Here is a 14776-nt window from a genome sequence, read left to right as displayed (position 1 = left end):
CCTCGGCGACGGCATGCGGGTGCATGTCGCGTTGCCGCCCATCGCCTGGGGCGGCACGGCCATCTCGGTGCGTCTGCCCCGGGTCGACCGGGTCACGCTCGAGGGCTCCGGTCTCGAGGCGGAGACGCTCTCCGAGCTTCGGCGGGCCCTGCACGATCGGCGCACCGCGATCTTCACCGGAGCGACCGGCAGCGGCAAGACGACCCTCATGGCGGCGTGGCTCAGCGACGCCCTCGCATCCGATCGCATCGTCATCATCGAAGACGTCGCTGAGGCGCCGATCGCCCACCCGCACGTCGTAGCACTGGAGTGCCGGCAGCCCAATATGGAGGGTGCGGGCGGGGTCGACCTCGCGCGGCTCGTACGCGAGGCACTGCGCATGCGGCCCGATCGGCTCGTCGTGGGGGAGTGCCGGGGCGCGGAGATCCGCGAGTTCCTCGCCGCGCTCAACACGGGCCACCGTGGCGGGTCGGGCACGCTGCACGCGAACTCCCTCGTCGATGTGGCCGCGCGGCTCGAAGCGGTCGGCATGATCGCGGGGCTCGCCCCCGAGGCTCTGGCCCGGCAGGTCATCAGCGGTATCGACCTCGTCGTGCATCTCGAGCGCGGCCCCGCCGGCGGCCGTCGAGCCGCCCTCGGCCGCTTCGCCCTCGACGAGCGCGAGCGCTTGCGGGTCGTGCCCATCGAGCGCGGGGCCCCCGCCATCGTGCCCGCGAACGGCGGCGTCGCCGACGACGGGGCGGCGCCATGACCCGGCCGGGGCCGTCGCCTGGTGAGGGAGCGCTCGCCAGCCAGCTGCACCGGCTCGCCGTTCTCATCGCCGCGGGCGTGGGGCCTCGTGCGGCATGGATGCATACCGCTGCGTCGGCCGGAGATCCGACGCTCACCCGCGTCGCCATGGCGATCGAGCGCGGCGACGACATCGGTGCCGCCATCGCGGCGGCGGGAGGCGTCGGCGCTGCGATGGGCTCGTCCTCGACCGTCGTCGCCGACGTGCATCGCCCTCTTGCGGAGGCGGATGCCGCGTGGCGTTCGCTCGCCGCGGCGTGGCGGGTGGCGACCACGAGCGGGGCACCGCTCGCGCCCGCGCTGCGAGGTTTCGCGGAGGGGCTGCGCGATCGGGAGGCCGCGCGCCGCGACATCCGCATCGCCCTCGCCGGTCCGCGCGCCACCGCCCGCATCGTGATGGTGCTGCCCGCCATCGCCGTGCTGCTGGGCCTCCTCATGGGTGTCGACCTCGTGAGCACCTGGACGAGCCCCGTCGGGGCCGGTGCGCTGACCGGCGGGCTCGTGCTCGTCGTCGTCGCACGGCGATGGATGCGGCACCTGCTGAACGCCGCCGCGCCGCCCCCGCCGACCGTCGGGCTCGCTCTCGACCTGCTCGCGGTCGCGGCCGGCGGCGGCGGCTCGCCCGAGGCCGCAGCGGCTCTCGTCGAGGCAGAACTGAGTCGTGTCGGACTCGTCGGCGCCGGTGAGGCCGCCGACGGGCTCGCACTGGCGTCTCTCGTCGCGCGGACGCGGCCGAGGCTCGCGCCGCCGCGCGGGCCTCGGCGCGCGAGACGGCGGAGCGGTTGGCGGTGCGGCTCATGCTGCCGCTCGGCGCGTGCATCCTGCCCGCCTTCCTTCTGCTCGGCGTCGTGCCCATGCTGATCGGGCTGCTCTCCTCCACAGCAGGGGCGTGGTGACCCGGGCACGGCGGTGACGCGCCCCGTCATCGCGCCCGACCGGGTCTCCGGCACACTCGTGGTGTTCGTGCCGACCGATCGCCCGCCCCCGGGCCCCTCGAGAGGACGAACCCCCATGCCCCGCACCGCTCCCACCCCGCATCTCCCGTTCCGCCGCGCCGTCGTGCGTGATGACGACCGCGGCGCCGCGACCGCCGAGTACGCGATCGCCACCATGGCCGCGGTCGGTTTCGCCAGCCTGCTCGTCGTGATCATGCAGAGCGACGAGGTGCGGGGCATCCTCACCGACCTCGTTCGCACGGCGCTCACGGTCGGCGGGTGACGCCCCGGTCGCGGTCGTGCGGGCTCGACGATCGCGGTTCGGTGACGGCGGAGATCGTCGTCACCCTCCCCGCGGTCGTCATGGTGCTCGTCGCGTGCCTCGGCGGGCTGGGTCTCGCCAGCTCCCAGCTACGGGCGCAGGATTCCGCGGCCGATGCCGCCCGGGTGCTCGGCCGCGGCGACGCCGTCGCGATCGCCGAGCAGCTCGTGGCGCGATCCGTGCCGGGGGCTGCTCTGGTCATCAGCAGACCCCAGGCCCTGGTGTGCGCGACCGTCGTCGTCGAGCAGCGCCTGCTCCTCGTTCCGTTGCGGGTTGAGGGCGCGTCCTGCGCCCTCGACGGCGGCCGATAAGCAGCCCTCTGGCGAGCCGGTGAACACGGGGCGTGGTCGATCCCGCTCGGCGGACGAGCGCGGCGCGGGCTCCGTTCTCGTCGTCGCCCTCGTGGCCGTCATCGCGCTCGCGGGCCTGACCGCTCTCGGCGGTGCCCACGCCCTCGTGCGCGGGCAGCGGCTCAGCGCGGCCGCCGACGCGGCGGCGCTCGCCGCGGGTGACGCCCTGCTCGGGTGGGTCGCGGGCGAGCCGTGCACCCTCGCGCAGCGGGTCGCCGAGGCGCATGCCGTGCGGCTCGCCGAGTGCTCGAGTGAGGGGCTGACCGTGCTCGTGCGGGTCGAGTCGAGCATCCTCGGCCTGATCGTCAGCCGTTCGGCGCGGGCGGGTCCGCCGGAGCCCGGGTGGTAGTGCTCAGGCGTTTCCTGTGTATGGTGTGCCTGATTGCGGCACACGGCTCCGCCACCGTGCCGCGGCACCGGCCGGGGTGCGGATGCGATCCCCCCGCCGCATTGAGGGTCATAGGTAAGGAGCACCGTGCCACAGGGCAAGAAGCTGGTCATCGTCGAGTCGCCCGCCAAGGCGAAGACGATCGGCAAGTACCTCGGCGACGACTACGAGGTGCAGGCCTCCGTCGGCCACATCCGCGACCTCGTCGAGCCCAAGAACCTGCCGCCCGAACTCAAGAAGGGCCCGCTGGGCAAGTTCTCGATCGACGTCGACAACGGCTTCGAGCCCTACTACGTGGTCTCCGACTCGAAGAAGAAGACGGTCGCCGACCTCAAGCGCGCGCTGAAGGACGCCGACGAGCTCTGGCTCGCCACCGATGAAGACCGCGAGGGGGAGGCCATCGCGTGGCACCTGCTCGAGGTGCTCAAGCCGAAGGTGCCCGTCAAGCGCATGGTCTTCCACGAGATCACCGCCGAAGCCATCCAGCGCGCCGTCGACAACACGCGCGAGCTCGACACCGCGCTCGTCGACGCCCAGGAGACTCGGCGCATCCTCGACCGCCTCTACGGCTACGAGGTCAGCCCCGTGCTGTGGCGCAAGGTCGGCCCCGGCCTGAGCGCCGGGCGCGTGCAGTCGGCCGCCACGCGACTCGTCGTCGACCGTGAGCGTGAGCGGCTCGCGTTCGTCACCGCGAGCTACTGGGACCTCGACACGACCCTCGCCCCGACCGCGGGCGACACCCCGTTCACGGCCCGGCTCGCCCGCCTCGACGGCAAGAAGGTGGCGTCGGGCCGCGACTTCACCGACCGCGGCGAGCTCAAGTCGGCCGACGCCGTCGCGCTCGACGAGGCCCTGACGACCTCGCTTGCCGAGGCGCTGCGCGACCCCGCGATCGCCGTGACCGTCACGAGCGTCGAGTCGAAGCCGTACACGCGCCGCCCTGCCGCCCCGTTCACGACCTCGACCCTGCAGCAGGAGGCCGGGCGCAAGCTCCGCTTCACCGCGCGACAGACCATGTCGGTCGCGCAGTCGCTGTACGAGAACGGCTACATCACCTACATGCGCACCGACTCCACGACGCTGTCGCAACAGGCGGTGGATGCGGCGCGCTCGCAGGCGGCCGCCCTCTACGGCGCCGACAGCGTCCCCGAGACCCCCCGCGTCTACGCGAGCAAGTCGAAGAACGCGCAGGAGGCGCACGAGGCTGTGCGGCCCGCGGGCGACGTGTTCCGCACGCCGAGTGAGCTCGAGGGCACGCTGCGCGGCAACGACTGGAAGCTCTACGACCTGATCTGGAAGCGCACCGTCGCGAGCCAGATGGCGGATGCCCGGGGCCAGACCGCGTCGGTCAGCATCCAGGCCGGCCCCACGTCCGGCTCGGCGACCCCGGCCGGCGCGATCGCTGAGTTCGCGGCGAGCGGCACCGTCATCACCTTCCGCGGCTTCCTCGCCGCGTATGAGGAGGGGCAGGACGAGACCCGCGACACCGACGAGAAGGCTGAGCCGGCCGAGGCGAAGCTGCCGCCGCTCACCGTCGGCCAGCAGCTGCGCGTCGTCGACGTCGAGGCCAAGGGTCACGAGACGAGCCCGCCGGCGCGCTACACCGAGGCGAGCCTCGTCAAGGCGCTGGAAGAGCGCGGCATCGGCCGCCCCAGCACGTATGCCGCGATCATCTCGACGATCGTCGACCGGGGCTACGTCACCCCGCGCGGTTCGGCGCTCGTGCCGAACTGGATCGCCTTCTCGGTCGTCCGCCTGCTGGAAGAGAACTTCAGCGACCTCGTCGAATACGACTTCACGGCCGAGATGGAGGAGGACCTCGACCGCATCGCCAACGGCGAGGCCGACCGCACCGAGTGGCTGACCGGCTTCTACTTCGGCGACGACCACCAGCCCGGTCTGCGACCTGTCATCGACAACCTCGGCGACATCGACGCGAAGACGCTCAACTCGATGCCGCTCACCGACACGATCACGCTGCGCATCGGCAAGTACGGCCCCTACCTCGAGGTCGTCGACCCCGCGGCCGAGGCGGCGGCTGACGGCACCCCCGCGACCCCGCGGCGCGTGAACCTGCCGCAAGACCTCGCCCCCGACGAGCTCACGCCGACGAAGGCGCAAGAACTCGTAGATGCTCCCGTCGTGGGCGACCGCGTGCTGGGCATCAACCCCGAGAACGGCAAGCGCGTCGTGGCGAAGGACGGCCGGTTCGGCCCCTACGTGACCGAACTGGACCCGGAGCCCGAGGTGAGCCCCGAGGAGGCCGCCGCAGCTGCGGCTGCCGCCGCGCTCGCCGCCGAGCCCGTCGTCGACCCGGCCACCGGCGAGGTGCTGCCGGCGCCCAAGAAGCGCGCGCCCGCCAAGAAGAAGGCGCCCGTCGAGAAGCCGCGCACGGCATCCCTCTTCACAGACATGGACCCGGCGACGATCGATTTCGAGACCGCGATGAGGCTGCTGAGCCTGCCGCGCACGGTCGGCGACGACCCCGAGAGCGGCGAGCCCATCACGGCGCAGAACGGGCGGTACGGCCCGTACCTGAAGAAGGGCACCGACACCCGCTCGCTCGACGCCGAGGCGCAGATCTTCGAGATCGACCTGGCGGGCGCGCTCGCGAAGTTCGCCGAACCCAAGTACGGCGCGCGCAAGGCCTCGAGCGCGCTCAAGGAGTTCGACGCCGACCCCGTCAGCGGCAAGCCGATCAAGCTGAAAGACGGCCGCTTCGGCCCCTACGTGACCGACGGCGAGACCAACGCCACGGTGCCGCGCGGCGAAGACCCGATGGAGATCGACTTCGACCGGGCCGTGCAGCTCATCGCCGACAAGCGCGCGAAGGGCCCGGCGAAGAAGCCCGTCAAGCGCGCGCCCGCGGCGGGGGCGAAGACGGCCGCGAAGAAGGCCCCGGCGAAGAAGGCGGCCGCGAAGCCCGCGCCCAAGAAGGCGTCGTGACAGGGCTGTTCATCACCCTTGAGGGCGGTGACGGCTCGGGCAAGAGCACCCAGATGGGCGCCCTGACCGAGTGGCTGCAGTCGCGCGGCCGCACCGTCGTGCAGGCGCGAGAGCCGGGCGGCACCGACCTCGGGCTCGAGCTCCGCGAGATCGTGCTGCACCGGCGCGGCCACATCGCCCCCCGCGCCGAAGCGCTGCTCTACGCGGCCGACCGGGCGCACCACATCGCGACGGTCGTGCGCCCTGCGCTCGAGCGCGGCGGCGTCGTCATCCAAGACCGCTACCTCGACTCCTCGGTCGCCTACCAGGGCGCCGGGCGCGTGCTCGACCCGACCGAGGTGCGCGACCTCTCGCTGTGGGCCACAGAGGGGCTGCTGCCGCACCTCACCGTGCTGCTCGACCTCGACCCGGCGGTGGGCCGCGAGCGCCTCGATGCGAGTCGCACCCGCTACGACCGCCTCGAAGCGGAGGAAGCCGACTTCCACGAGCGCGTGCGCGCCGCCTATCTCGCGCTCGCCGAGGCCGAACCCGAGCGATTCCTCGTGCTCGACGCGACCCGGCCGGTCGACGAGCTGCAGGCGAGCATCCGTGATCGGGTGTCGGCCCTGCTCGACTAGGGTGGCGCCATGACGGCCTGGAGCGACCTGACCGGCCAGGAGGCCGCTATCGCGGCGCTGCAGGATGCCGCTGCCGACCCCGAGGCGATGACGCACTCGTGGCTCATCACGGGTCCGCCCGGCTCGGGCCGCTCGAATCTCGCCTTCGCCTTCGCCACCGCGCTGCTGCAGGGATCGACCGCGACCGACGCCGAGGCGCAGCGCACGGCGACGCAGGTCGCGGCCCGCACGCACCCCGACCTGGCCGTGCTCGCCACCGATCGCGTGATCATCGCGATCGAGGAGGTGCGCCAGCTGGTCGCGCAGAGCCAGTTCTCGCCGAGCGTCGCGCCCTACCGCGTGATCGTCATCGAAGACGCCGACCGCATGACCGAGCGCACCTCGAACGTGCTGCTGAAGGCGCTAGAGGAGCCGCCGCCGCGCACGGTCTGGATCTTGTGCGCTCCGAGCGCGGCCGATCTCATCCCGACGATCCGCTCGCGGGTGCGCACGGTGCGGCTCCGGGTGCCGAGCGTCGCGGAGGTCGCCGAGTTGCTCGTGCGCCGCGACGGCGTCGAGCCCGCCCTCGCCGAGCGTGCCGCCCGCGAGTCGCAGACCCACATCGGCATGGCGCTGCGCCTGGCGACCGACGCCGATGCGCGCGAGCGCCGGGCGCGCACGCTCGAGCTCGCCCTCGGCGTGCAGAGCGTGAGCGGCGCGGTGCTCGCGGCCGAGCGCCTCGTCGCCATCGCGACCGACGATGCCAAGGCCTTCACGGCCGAGCGCGAGGAGGAGGAGCGAGCGGCGGCACTGCGCTCGCTCGGCATCGAGCCGGGCGCGAGCGTGCCGATGGGGCTGCGAGCGAGCCTGAAGGCGCTGGAGGAGGATCAGAAGCGTCGCGCGACCCGGTCGGTGCGCGACGGCATCGATCGTGTGCTCGTCGACCTCATGTCGCTCTACCGCGACGTGCTGCTGCTGCAGCTGGGGGCCGGTGCCGAGCTCGTCAACGAGGCGATCCGCGGCGAGCTCGAGGTCGCCGCGCGCGGGGGCAGCGCCGAGCAGTCGCTCGCCGCGCTCGATGCCATCGCGCTGGCCCGCCGCCGCATCGAGGGCAACACGCCTCCGGCGCTCGCGCTCGAAGCCATGCTCATCACGGCGAGCGGAAGGGTGCCGGCGCTAGGCTCCCCCTCGTGACCCGCCGCACCGCGCCTCGAACGGCCGCCCTCGCCTCGATTATCCTCGTGCCCCTGCTGCTGCTGAGCGGGTGCGTGCCCAGCTGGCTGCAAGGGCTGGTCAGCGGCGGCGATGTCTCGACGCCCACGGGCGAAGAGGTCGCGGAGAACCTGCGGCCGTACTACACCCAAGTGCTGACGTGGACGGGCTGCGGCGGCGGCGCCCAGTGCGCGACGGCGATCGCGCCGCTCGACTGGGAGAACCCGGGTGTGGGCGACGACGTCGAGCTCGCCCTCGTGCGCCACCCCGCGACGGGTCAGGCGCAGGGCTCGCTCTTCATCAACCCGGGAGGTCCGGGAGCCTCCGGCTTCGATTTCGTGCGCGACAGCGTCGACTTCGCGGTCAGCACCGACCTGCAGCGCGAGTTCGACATCGTGGGCTGGGACCCTCGCGGCGTCGGTCGGTCGAGCGCCGTGACCTGCTACACCGATCCGGCCGATCTCGACGCGTTCATTTTTGGCATTCCGGAGGCGCCGTTCGGCACGCCCGAGTGGGAGGCGGAGATCGTCGCGAGCTCGGTCGCGTTCGCCGAGGCGTGCGCCGAGAACACGGGCCCGCTGCTCGAGTTCGTCGACACGAACAGCACCGTGCGCGATCTCGACATGATGCGGGCGATCGTGGGGGATGCCCAGCTGAACTACTTCGGATACTCCTACGGCACCGACATCGGCGCCCGCTACGCCGACCGGTTCCCCGACAAGGTCGGCCGGCTCGTGCTCGACGGGGCGACCGACCCGACGACGACGACGTTCGACGTCGTGCTCGCGCAGTCGGAAGGCTTCGAACTGGCGCTGCGCGCCTACCTCGAGGGGTGCCCCGCGCTGGGCGCCTGCCCGTTCCCCGGCACCATCGACGAGAGCCTGGCGCTCATCCGTGCCCTCTACGACGAGCTCGGCGAGAACCCCATCGAGGCGGAGGACGGCCGGTTCTTCGACGGCGCGGTGCTCGACATCGCCATCGCGACGGCGCTCTACGACGAGGGCTCGTGGTCGTTCTTGAGCCAGATGTTCACCGAGCTGCGCACGGGTGTGGTCGAGACCGGGTTCCTGCTCGCCGACTTCTACTACGGGCGCGAGAACGGCGAGTACATCGACAACTCGCTCGAGGCCTTCATCGCTATCAACTGCCTCGACTACCCGGTCGAGACCGATCGGGCCGTGATCGCCCAGCAGAACGAGCAGATCAGGGCGGTTGCCCCGACGACGGCCGACCCCTCGCCGCTCGGCGATGTGCTGTGCGCCAACTGGCCCTACCCGTTCGAGGGCGAGCTCGGGCCGGTGAGCGGCGCGGGTGCCGCACCCATCCTGGTCGTGGGCACGACGGGCGACCCGGCGACGCCGTACCAGTGGGCCGAAGCGCTCGCCGAGCAGCTCGAGAGCGGCGTGCTGCTCACGTGGGTGGGTGAGGGTCACATCGCCTACGACGAAGGCGACCCGTGCATCAACGACATCGTCGACGACTACTTCATCACGGGCGCGGTTCCCGCCGACGGCATCGTCTGCCAGGGCTGACGAAATCGGCTAAGCTTTCACCTCGTGTCACGGCCTCGGCCGTGTCCGCCGCCTTAGCTCAGTCGGCAGAGCGTCTCACTCGTAATGAGAAGGTCGTGGGTTCGATTCCCACAGGCGGCTCCACGTGAAGATCCACGACTCAACCTCGTCCCGGTGCGCTGACGCTGTCGCGTCACGGGGTTCGATTCCCACAGGCGGCTCCACCCCTCCTCCTCGCGTTCGGAGCTTGCATGCACGCTGACGCTCGGCCTCCGATCGCGACGACCGTGCTCCGCCGCACGGTGATGGTCGTCGCCGGCCTGAACCTCGCGTACTTCCTCGTCGAGGTGACCATCGCGCTCACGATCGACTCGGTGGCTCTGCTGGCCGACAGCATCGACTTCCTCGAAGACACTGCCGTCAACCTGCTCATCGTCCTGGCCCTCGGCTGGTCGCTCGCGGCCCGCGCCCGCGTCGGCCGTCTGCTCGCCCTCGTGATCCTGCTGCCCGCCATCGCCGTCATCGTGCAGCTCGTGCTGAAGGTGGGCGACCCCGAGGCGCCGGCGGCCCTGCCGCTCATGCTGGCAGCGGGCGGCGCTGCCCTCGTCAACCTGGTGTGCGCGCTGCTGCTCGCCCGTATCCGTGTGGCCGGCGGGTCGATGGTCGGGGCCGCCTGGCTCGCCGCCCGCAACGACGTGATCATCAACATGTCGATCATCGCGATGGGGGTGCTCACCCTCGTGGTCGGCACGGGCTGGCCCGACATCGTGCTCGGCGCGCTCATCATCGTGATCAACGGGCGCGCCGCCGTCGAGGTCTGGAGGCTCGCGGGTGAAGAGACCTTGGCCGCTCGCGCTCTCGCGGGAGAGGACCTCGACGATGACTGAGCCTGAGCGCCCATCGCGCGTCCGCACCGTGATCGCCGTCGGGGCGACCGTGCTCGCGGGCGTCGGGGTTGCCGTGCAGAGTCGTGTGAACGGCGAACTGGGGCAACGCCTTGACGACGGCTTCACCGCCGCACTCATCTCGTTCGGCAGCGGCTGGCTGATTCTGCTCGTCGTCTTGGCGGTGTCACCGCGGGGGCGCGGTGGCATGCGCGCGGTGACCGCAGGGGTGCGCGACGGTCGCCTCGCCTGGTGGATGCTGCTCGGCGGCCTCGCCGGCGCCCTCTTCGTGCTGGCTCAAGGGCTCGTGGCGGGTCTGATCGGTGTGGCGATCTTCACGGTGGCCATCGTCACCGGTCAGACCCTGACCGGCCTCGTGGTGGACGCCACGGGCTTCGCCGGGGTGCGGCGCACGGCCATCGCGCCGAGCCGCCTCATCGGAGCCGCCATCACGATCGCTGCCGTCGGTGTCGCGGTGGGGCCCCGTCTGGACGGTTCGGAGTTTCCGGTCGCGGCGATCGCCTGGCCTCTGCTTGCCGGCCTCGCCATCGGATTCCAGCAGGCCGTCAACGGGCGGGTGCGCACCGAGTCGCAGTCGGCGCTGGCTGCCACGACCATCAACTTCACCGTCGGGACGGCGGCGCTGTTCGTGGCGGCCGTCGTTCACCTTCTCGTGGCCGGGCTTCCGGAGTCATTGCCCACCAACCCCCTGCTGTATATCGGCGGTGCCGTGGGCACGATCTTCATCGCCATCCAGACGGTGACCGTCGGGCGCATCGGGGTACTGGTGCTGGGGCTGAGCCTCATCGCTGGGCAGCTCGCCGCCGCGCTCGTGTTCGACGTCGTCGCACCGCTCGGCCCGAGCTCGACCGGCGCCACGGCTCTCGCGGTCGGCCTCGCGTTCGCCGGAGTGCTTGTGGCGAGCATCCCGACGCCGCGGCCGGGCGGCGGTGCTACTCGGCGGAGTCGTCCTGCGGCGTGAAGTCGAGCGCGAGCGAGTTCATGCAGTAGCGGTCGCCGGTCGGCGTGCCGAAGCCGTCGGGGAACACGTGGCCCAGGTGCGAGCCGCAGGTCGCGCAGCGCACCTCGGTGCGCACCATGCCGAGCGAGGTGTCGTCGATGAGCTCGACCGCCTCGGGGCGCACGGACTCGTAGAAGCTCGGCCAGCCGCAGCCCGAGTCGAACTTGGTGCCGGCGACGAAGAGCTCGGCGTTGCAGGCCCCGCAGGTGTAGATGCCCGCGCGGCTCTCGTCGAGCAGCTCGCCCGTCCACGCGCGCTCGGTGCCGGCCTGGCGCAGCACCTGGTAGCGCTCCTCGCCCAGTTCGGCGCGCCACTGCTCCTCGGTCTTCTCGACCGCATAGCTCTTGCCGTCGGTTGCCGGGTTCTGGCCCATGACTCCTCGCTCCTCGCCCGCAGGCGGTTGATCTCCCCCCATTAAACTCGCATTCGTGGCCGACTCCTCCCCGATCCAGAGAACGTGGAGTCAGCTGACCCTCGACGAGTTCTTCGAACTGGCCCGATTGCGCACCGAGGTGTTCTTCCTCGAGCAGCGCATCGACGAGCCCGAGCTCGACGAGCGCGACCGCGACGAGTCGACCGAGCACCTCTGGATCGCGGACGAGCGCGGCGCCGCCGCCTACCTGCGGGTCGTGGTCGACGAGACGCCGCAACCGGGCAATCGGGATGCTCGCCGCCTGATTGGCCGCGTCGTCACCCGCGCCGACCGCCGCGGTGAGGGTCTCGCGCGCCGCCTGCTCGAGCACGTCATCGAGCGCCACGGCCGCGAGCCGCTGGCCCTGCACGCCCAGAGCTACATCCAGCCGCTGTACGCGGCGGTCGGCTTCGAGGCCTACGGGGCCCAGTACCTCGAGGCGGGCATCCCGCATATCGGCATGCACCGTCCAGGCGACGCTGAGGGCGGCTCTCGTACGCTGGGCGCACCATGATCGCCGCGCTCGCCCTCGCCGCCGCGGCCGTGCTGGCGCCGACGACGGTCGCGCCGGCCGCGTCGACGGCCGACTGCGCCGCCGAGTCGGGCTCGTTCACCTGGGGCTTCAAAGAGTCGTTCCGCGCCTACATCAGCGGCTCGATCGCGAACGGCGAGTGGACGACCGAGGGCGGCATCGGCTACGAGACGCCCGCGTTCTTCAGCGACTCGCTCGCCGGCTCGATCGCGCTTGACCCGATCGACGGCAGCCTCGGGGTCGACGGCGCGCTGCGCTTCACGGGCCACGACGGCATTCTCGACACGACGATCTCCGACGTGCGATTCGTCGTCGAGAGCCCCGAGCGGCTCGTGGTCGTCGTCGATATCCGCGGCACGACGCAAGACTTCGTGCCGGTCGACTCGGCCGACGTCCCCTTCCTCACGGGCGACCTCGCAGCGGCTCAGTGGAGCGCGGGAGGCGACGCCCTGCTCATCGAGAGCATCCCGCTCACGCTGACGGCGGAGGGCGCCGACGCCTTCGGCACCTACCCCGAGGGGGAGGCCTTCGATGCGCTCACGCTCTCGCTCGACACGACCGCGGCGTGCGCCACCCAGGCGATCGAGGCGCGAACGGCGGGCGGCGCGGTTCCGCTGATCATCGCCGCCGGCGTCATCGCGGCCGGAGTCGGCATCGGGGCGGTTCTCGCCGTGCTCCTGCGCCGCCGGCGTGCCACGATGGGTGCGTGAGCTCCACCGCTGACCGGTACCGGCGCTTCGCCCGCGAGGCCGCTCCACGGTCGCGCACCTACGCCGCGTGGGCGCAGACCATCGCCGACGACGAGGAGTGCATCGCGCTCATCGACACCCTCCCCGTGGCCGATCGCCAGCCCGTGCTCGTGCTGACTGCCGCGCGGTTCTCGGGATTGTCGGCGACCGGCGATATCCGCGCCTGGCTCGAAGGCGAATGGGATGCGGTGGCCCAGATCGCGCGTAAGCGCGCGACGCAGACGAACGACCCGCGCCGTACGGCGCCCCTGCTCGCGGCCCTGCAGGGCATCCGCGGCCCGATCGCCCTGCTCGAGGTCGGAGCATCCGCCGGGCTCGGTCTGCTCGTCGACCGCTACAGCCACGTGTTCGTCGGCACCGACGGTCATGAGCACCGGGTCGATCTCCCCGACGGCCCCTCGAGCCTCGAGTTGCGCTGCTCGCTGGGCGAGGGCGTTCCGGTGCCCGTGGCGATGCCCGACATCGTGTGGCGGGCGGGGCTCGACCGCAGTCCGCTGCGCCTCGATCGCCCCGACGACGAGCGCTGGCTGCGCACGCTCATCTGGCCCGAGGAGCGCGAGCGCGCGGCCCAGCTCGACGCCGCGATCGCGATCGCGCGCGAGCACCCGCCGCACCTCGTCGCCGGTGACGCGGTCGACGGCGTCGCCGCCCTCGCCGCGCATGCGCCGCACGACGCGACGCTCGTCGTCTGGAGCCCCGCCGTGCTCGTGTACCTCGCGCCCGCCGATCGGTCGCGATTCGCGGCCGCGGTCGCCGAGCTTCCCGGGCACTGGCTGTCGCTCGATGGCCGCCGCGTGCTGCCCGACGTGGGGGAGGCGGCCGACGCGCTGCTGCCCGGGGCTGACGACGACTTCGTGCTCAGCCTCGACGGGCGCCCGGTTGCGCTGGTGTCGGCGCACGGGGACGTCATCGAGCGATGGGTGGATGGTTGGGTCTAGAACGGGGGCGCTGTGCTCATTGATCTCTGCGCCTACGGCGCATAGATTGCCCGGGCGAGCGCGTCGAGCACCGCGGGCGTGCGCGGCCCGAAGCTCAGCACCTCGCCATCGTCCATGTCGACGAAGCGGCGCGTCTCGCCCGCCCGCGTGAGCCCGACGGCGGGCTTCTCGGCAAGCAGACCGTCGACGCCTCCGACGCTCTCGAGCCCACCGGTCATCACGAGGATCAGGTCGGGGTTCGCGGCGACGAGGGCCTCATCGGTCATGGGCCGCAGCCCCGTCCAGCCGATCTCGCCCGCGACGTCGATGCCGCCGAGCCCCTCGATCAGCTCGTCGGCACCCGACTCCTCGCCGAACAGGTAGTAGATGCCGGATGCTCCGCGCAGGTAGAGGAACAGGATGCGCACCCGATCCTCCGGGTCGTCGGGCCTGATCTGCTCGATGTCCGCGAGCACCTCGGCGAGCTCCTGCTCGAGTCGCTGGGCGAGCAGCTCGCCGGTCTCGGGCGAACCCAGGGCGGCCGACACCTGCCGGGCGAGCTCGGCGGGGGCGCCGAGGCCCGGTTCGGCATCCACGTAGACGACCGTCACGCCCGCCTCGCGCAGCTGCAGCACGACGTCGGTCGGCCCGACCGTGCCGTCGGTGATGACGAGGGTGGGGCGCAGCGCCAGCACCGCCTCGCTGCTGATGGCATGCCCGCTGCTCGTGACGATCGGCAGGCCGTCGGCCTCGGGGAAGGTCGTGGAGATGTCGCGGCCGATGACATCGTCGCCGAACCCGAGGGCGAAGACGGTGGCCGCGATCGACCCGGCGATGTCGAGCGGCAGGATGCGGCTCGCGTCGTCGACGACGATCTCGCGATCGCCGTCGAGATCGCGCGAGACCACCGTGACCGGCAGCGACTGCTCAGGATCGACCGCGACCGGCTCGATCGCGGCCGATTCGATGAGCGCCGTCGAGGGCCCCGTGAGATCGCGCGGGTTCTCGGCCACCACGAGCTCGCTCAGGGGCGCGCGCGGCCCCGCTGGCGCCGTCGGCTCCGCGGTCGAGCCGGGCGGTGCCACGGCGCACCCCGCGAGCAGGGCGAGCGTCGCGACGACCGCGGCCGTCGCGACGGCGCGCGGCAGGCGGCGGCGCAGAGGGCGGCGGGTCATCGGCAGTCCGGTCGATCGTGGCGAGCGTACGGTCAGG

General features: G+C 72.1%; 16 protein-coding genes and 1 tRNA gene. 15 read left to right on the top strand and 2 right to left on the bottom strand.

All coding sequences use genetic code 11. From position 1 onward, the window contains the following. The 12 genes from ACTIE9_RS11285 to ACTIE9_RS11230 all read left to right on the top strand — a co-directional run. Positions 1-751 (top strand): CpaF family protein (locus tag ACTIE9_RS11285; RefSeq protein ID WP_439565672.1); only part of this gene is annotated, 751 nt, incomplete at its 5' end. Continuing rightward, positions 748-1650 carry a type II secretion system F family protein gene (locus ACTIE9_RS11280; protein ID WP_439565671.1) on the top strand — a complete coding sequence of 301 codons (903 nt, stop codon included), beginning with the start codon at positions 748-750 and terminating at the stop codon, positions 1648-1650. The genes ACTIE9_RS11285 and ACTIE9_RS11280, both read left to right, overlap by 4 nt. 150 nt (positions 1651-1800) lie before the next feature. Continuing rightward, entirely contained in the window at positions 1801-2007 is a 207-nt protein-coding gene (locus ACTIE9_RS11275; protein WP_439565670.1) for a DUF4244 domain-containing protein, read from the top strand. Continuing rightward, positions 2004-2357 (top strand): TadE family type IV pilus minor pilin, encoded by a 354-nt coding sequence (locus tag ACTIE9_RS11270; RefSeq protein ID WP_439565669.1) that lies wholly within the window; start codon positions 2004-2006, stop codon positions 2355-2357. Before ACTIE9_RS11275 ends, ACTIE9_RS11270 begins: the two co-directional genes overlap by 4 nt. Before the next feature lie 19 nt (positions 2358-2376). After that, a complete protein-coding gene (locus ACTIE9_RS11265; protein ID WP_439565668.1) occupies positions 2377-2745 on the top strand; it encodes an Rv3654c family TadE-like protein in 369 nt (122 codons plus the stop codon). 126 nt (positions 2746-2871) lie between these two features. Then, complete coding sequence (gene topA, locus ACTIE9_RS11260) at positions 2872-5730, top strand: type I DNA topoisomerase (protein WP_439565667.1); 2859 nt, start codon at positions 2872-2874, stop codon at positions 5728-5730. Then, a complete protein-coding gene (tmk, locus tag ACTIE9_RS11255) occupies positions 5727-6347 on the top strand; it encodes a dTMP kinase (protein ID WP_439565666.1) in 621 nt (206 codons plus the stop codon). Before topA ends, tmk begins: the two co-directional genes overlap by 4 nt. Before the next feature lie 9 nt (positions 6348-6356). Further along, positions 6357-7520 carry a DNA polymerase III subunit delta' gene (locus ACTIE9_RS11250; protein WP_439565665.1) on the top strand — a complete coding sequence of 388 codons (1164 nt, stop codon included), beginning with the start codon at positions 6357-6359 and terminating at the stop codon, positions 7518-7520. After that, positions 7517-9070, top strand: a complete 1554-nt coding sequence (locus ACTIE9_RS11245) for an alpha/beta hydrolase (protein WP_439565664.1) — start codon at positions 7517-7519, stop codon at positions 9068-9070. Before ACTIE9_RS11250 ends, ACTIE9_RS11245 begins: the two co-directional genes overlap by 4 nt. 47 nt (positions 9071-9117) lie before the next feature. Continuing rightward, a tRNA-Thr gene (locus ACTIE9_RS11240) sits at positions 9118-9193 on the top strand. A 107-nt stretch (positions 9194-9300) separates the two neighbouring features. Next, entirely contained in the window at positions 9301-9936 is a 636-nt protein-coding gene (locus ACTIE9_RS11235) for a cation transporter (RefSeq protein WP_439565663.1), read from the top strand. Beyond that, positions 9929-10915 (top strand): DMT family transporter, encoded by a 987-nt coding sequence (locus ACTIE9_RS11230; RefSeq protein WP_439565662.1) that lies wholly within the window; start codon positions 9929-9931, stop codon positions 10913-10915. The genes ACTIE9_RS11235 and ACTIE9_RS11230 overlap by 8 nt, the downstream gene beginning before the upstream one ends. Here ACTIE9_RS11230 and msrB read toward each other — a convergent pair. After that, positions 10887-11327, bottom strand: coding sequence for a peptide-methionine (R)-S-oxide reductase MsrB (msrB, locus tag ACTIE9_RS11225; protein WP_439565661.1), 441 nt, complete (start codon positions 11325-11327; stop codon positions 10887-10889). The two genes, ACTIE9_RS11230 and msrB, sit on opposite strands and share 29 nt — an antisense overlap. A gap of 55 nt (positions 11328-11382) precedes the next feature. On the opposite strand from msrB, the gene ACTIE9_RS11220 reads away from it, so the two are divergent. The 3 genes from ACTIE9_RS11220 to ACTIE9_RS11210 are packed head-to-tail and all read left to right on the top strand — an operon-like array spanning position 11383 to position 13585. Further along, entirely contained in the window at positions 11383-11880 is a 498-nt protein-coding gene (locus ACTIE9_RS11220) for a GNAT family N-acetyltransferase (protein ID WP_439565660.1), read from the top strand. Next, a complete protein-coding gene (locus tag ACTIE9_RS11215) occupies positions 11877-12608 on the top strand; it encodes an HtaA domain-containing protein (protein ID WP_439565659.1) in 732 nt (243 codons plus the stop codon). The genes ACTIE9_RS11220 and ACTIE9_RS11215 overlap by 4 nt, the downstream gene beginning before the upstream one ends. Continuing rightward, positions 12605-13585: a DUF2332 family protein gene (locus tag ACTIE9_RS11210; RefSeq protein WP_439565658.1), complete on the top strand. Its 981-nt coding sequence runs from the start codon at positions 12605-12607 to the stop codon at positions 13583-13585. The genes ACTIE9_RS11215 and ACTIE9_RS11210 overlap by 4 nt, the downstream gene beginning before the upstream one ends. 32 nt (positions 13586-13617) lie before the next feature. On the opposite strand, the gene ACTIE9_RS11205 is transcribed toward ACTIE9_RS11210, so the two are convergent. Continuing rightward, complete coding sequence (locus ACTIE9_RS11205; protein ID WP_439565657.1) at positions 13618-14739, bottom strand: heme/hemin ABC transporter substrate-binding protein; 1122 nt, start codon at positions 14737-14739, stop codon at positions 13618-13620. Positions 14740-14776: the final 37 nt, after the last annotated feature.

The organism is Microcella sp. (assembly GCF_051860105.1).
Taxonomy (GTDB): domain Bacteria; phylum Actinomycetota; class Actinomycetes; order Actinomycetales; family Microbacteriaceae; genus Microcella.
This window is presented reverse-complemented; position numbering and strand designations above follow the sequence as displayed.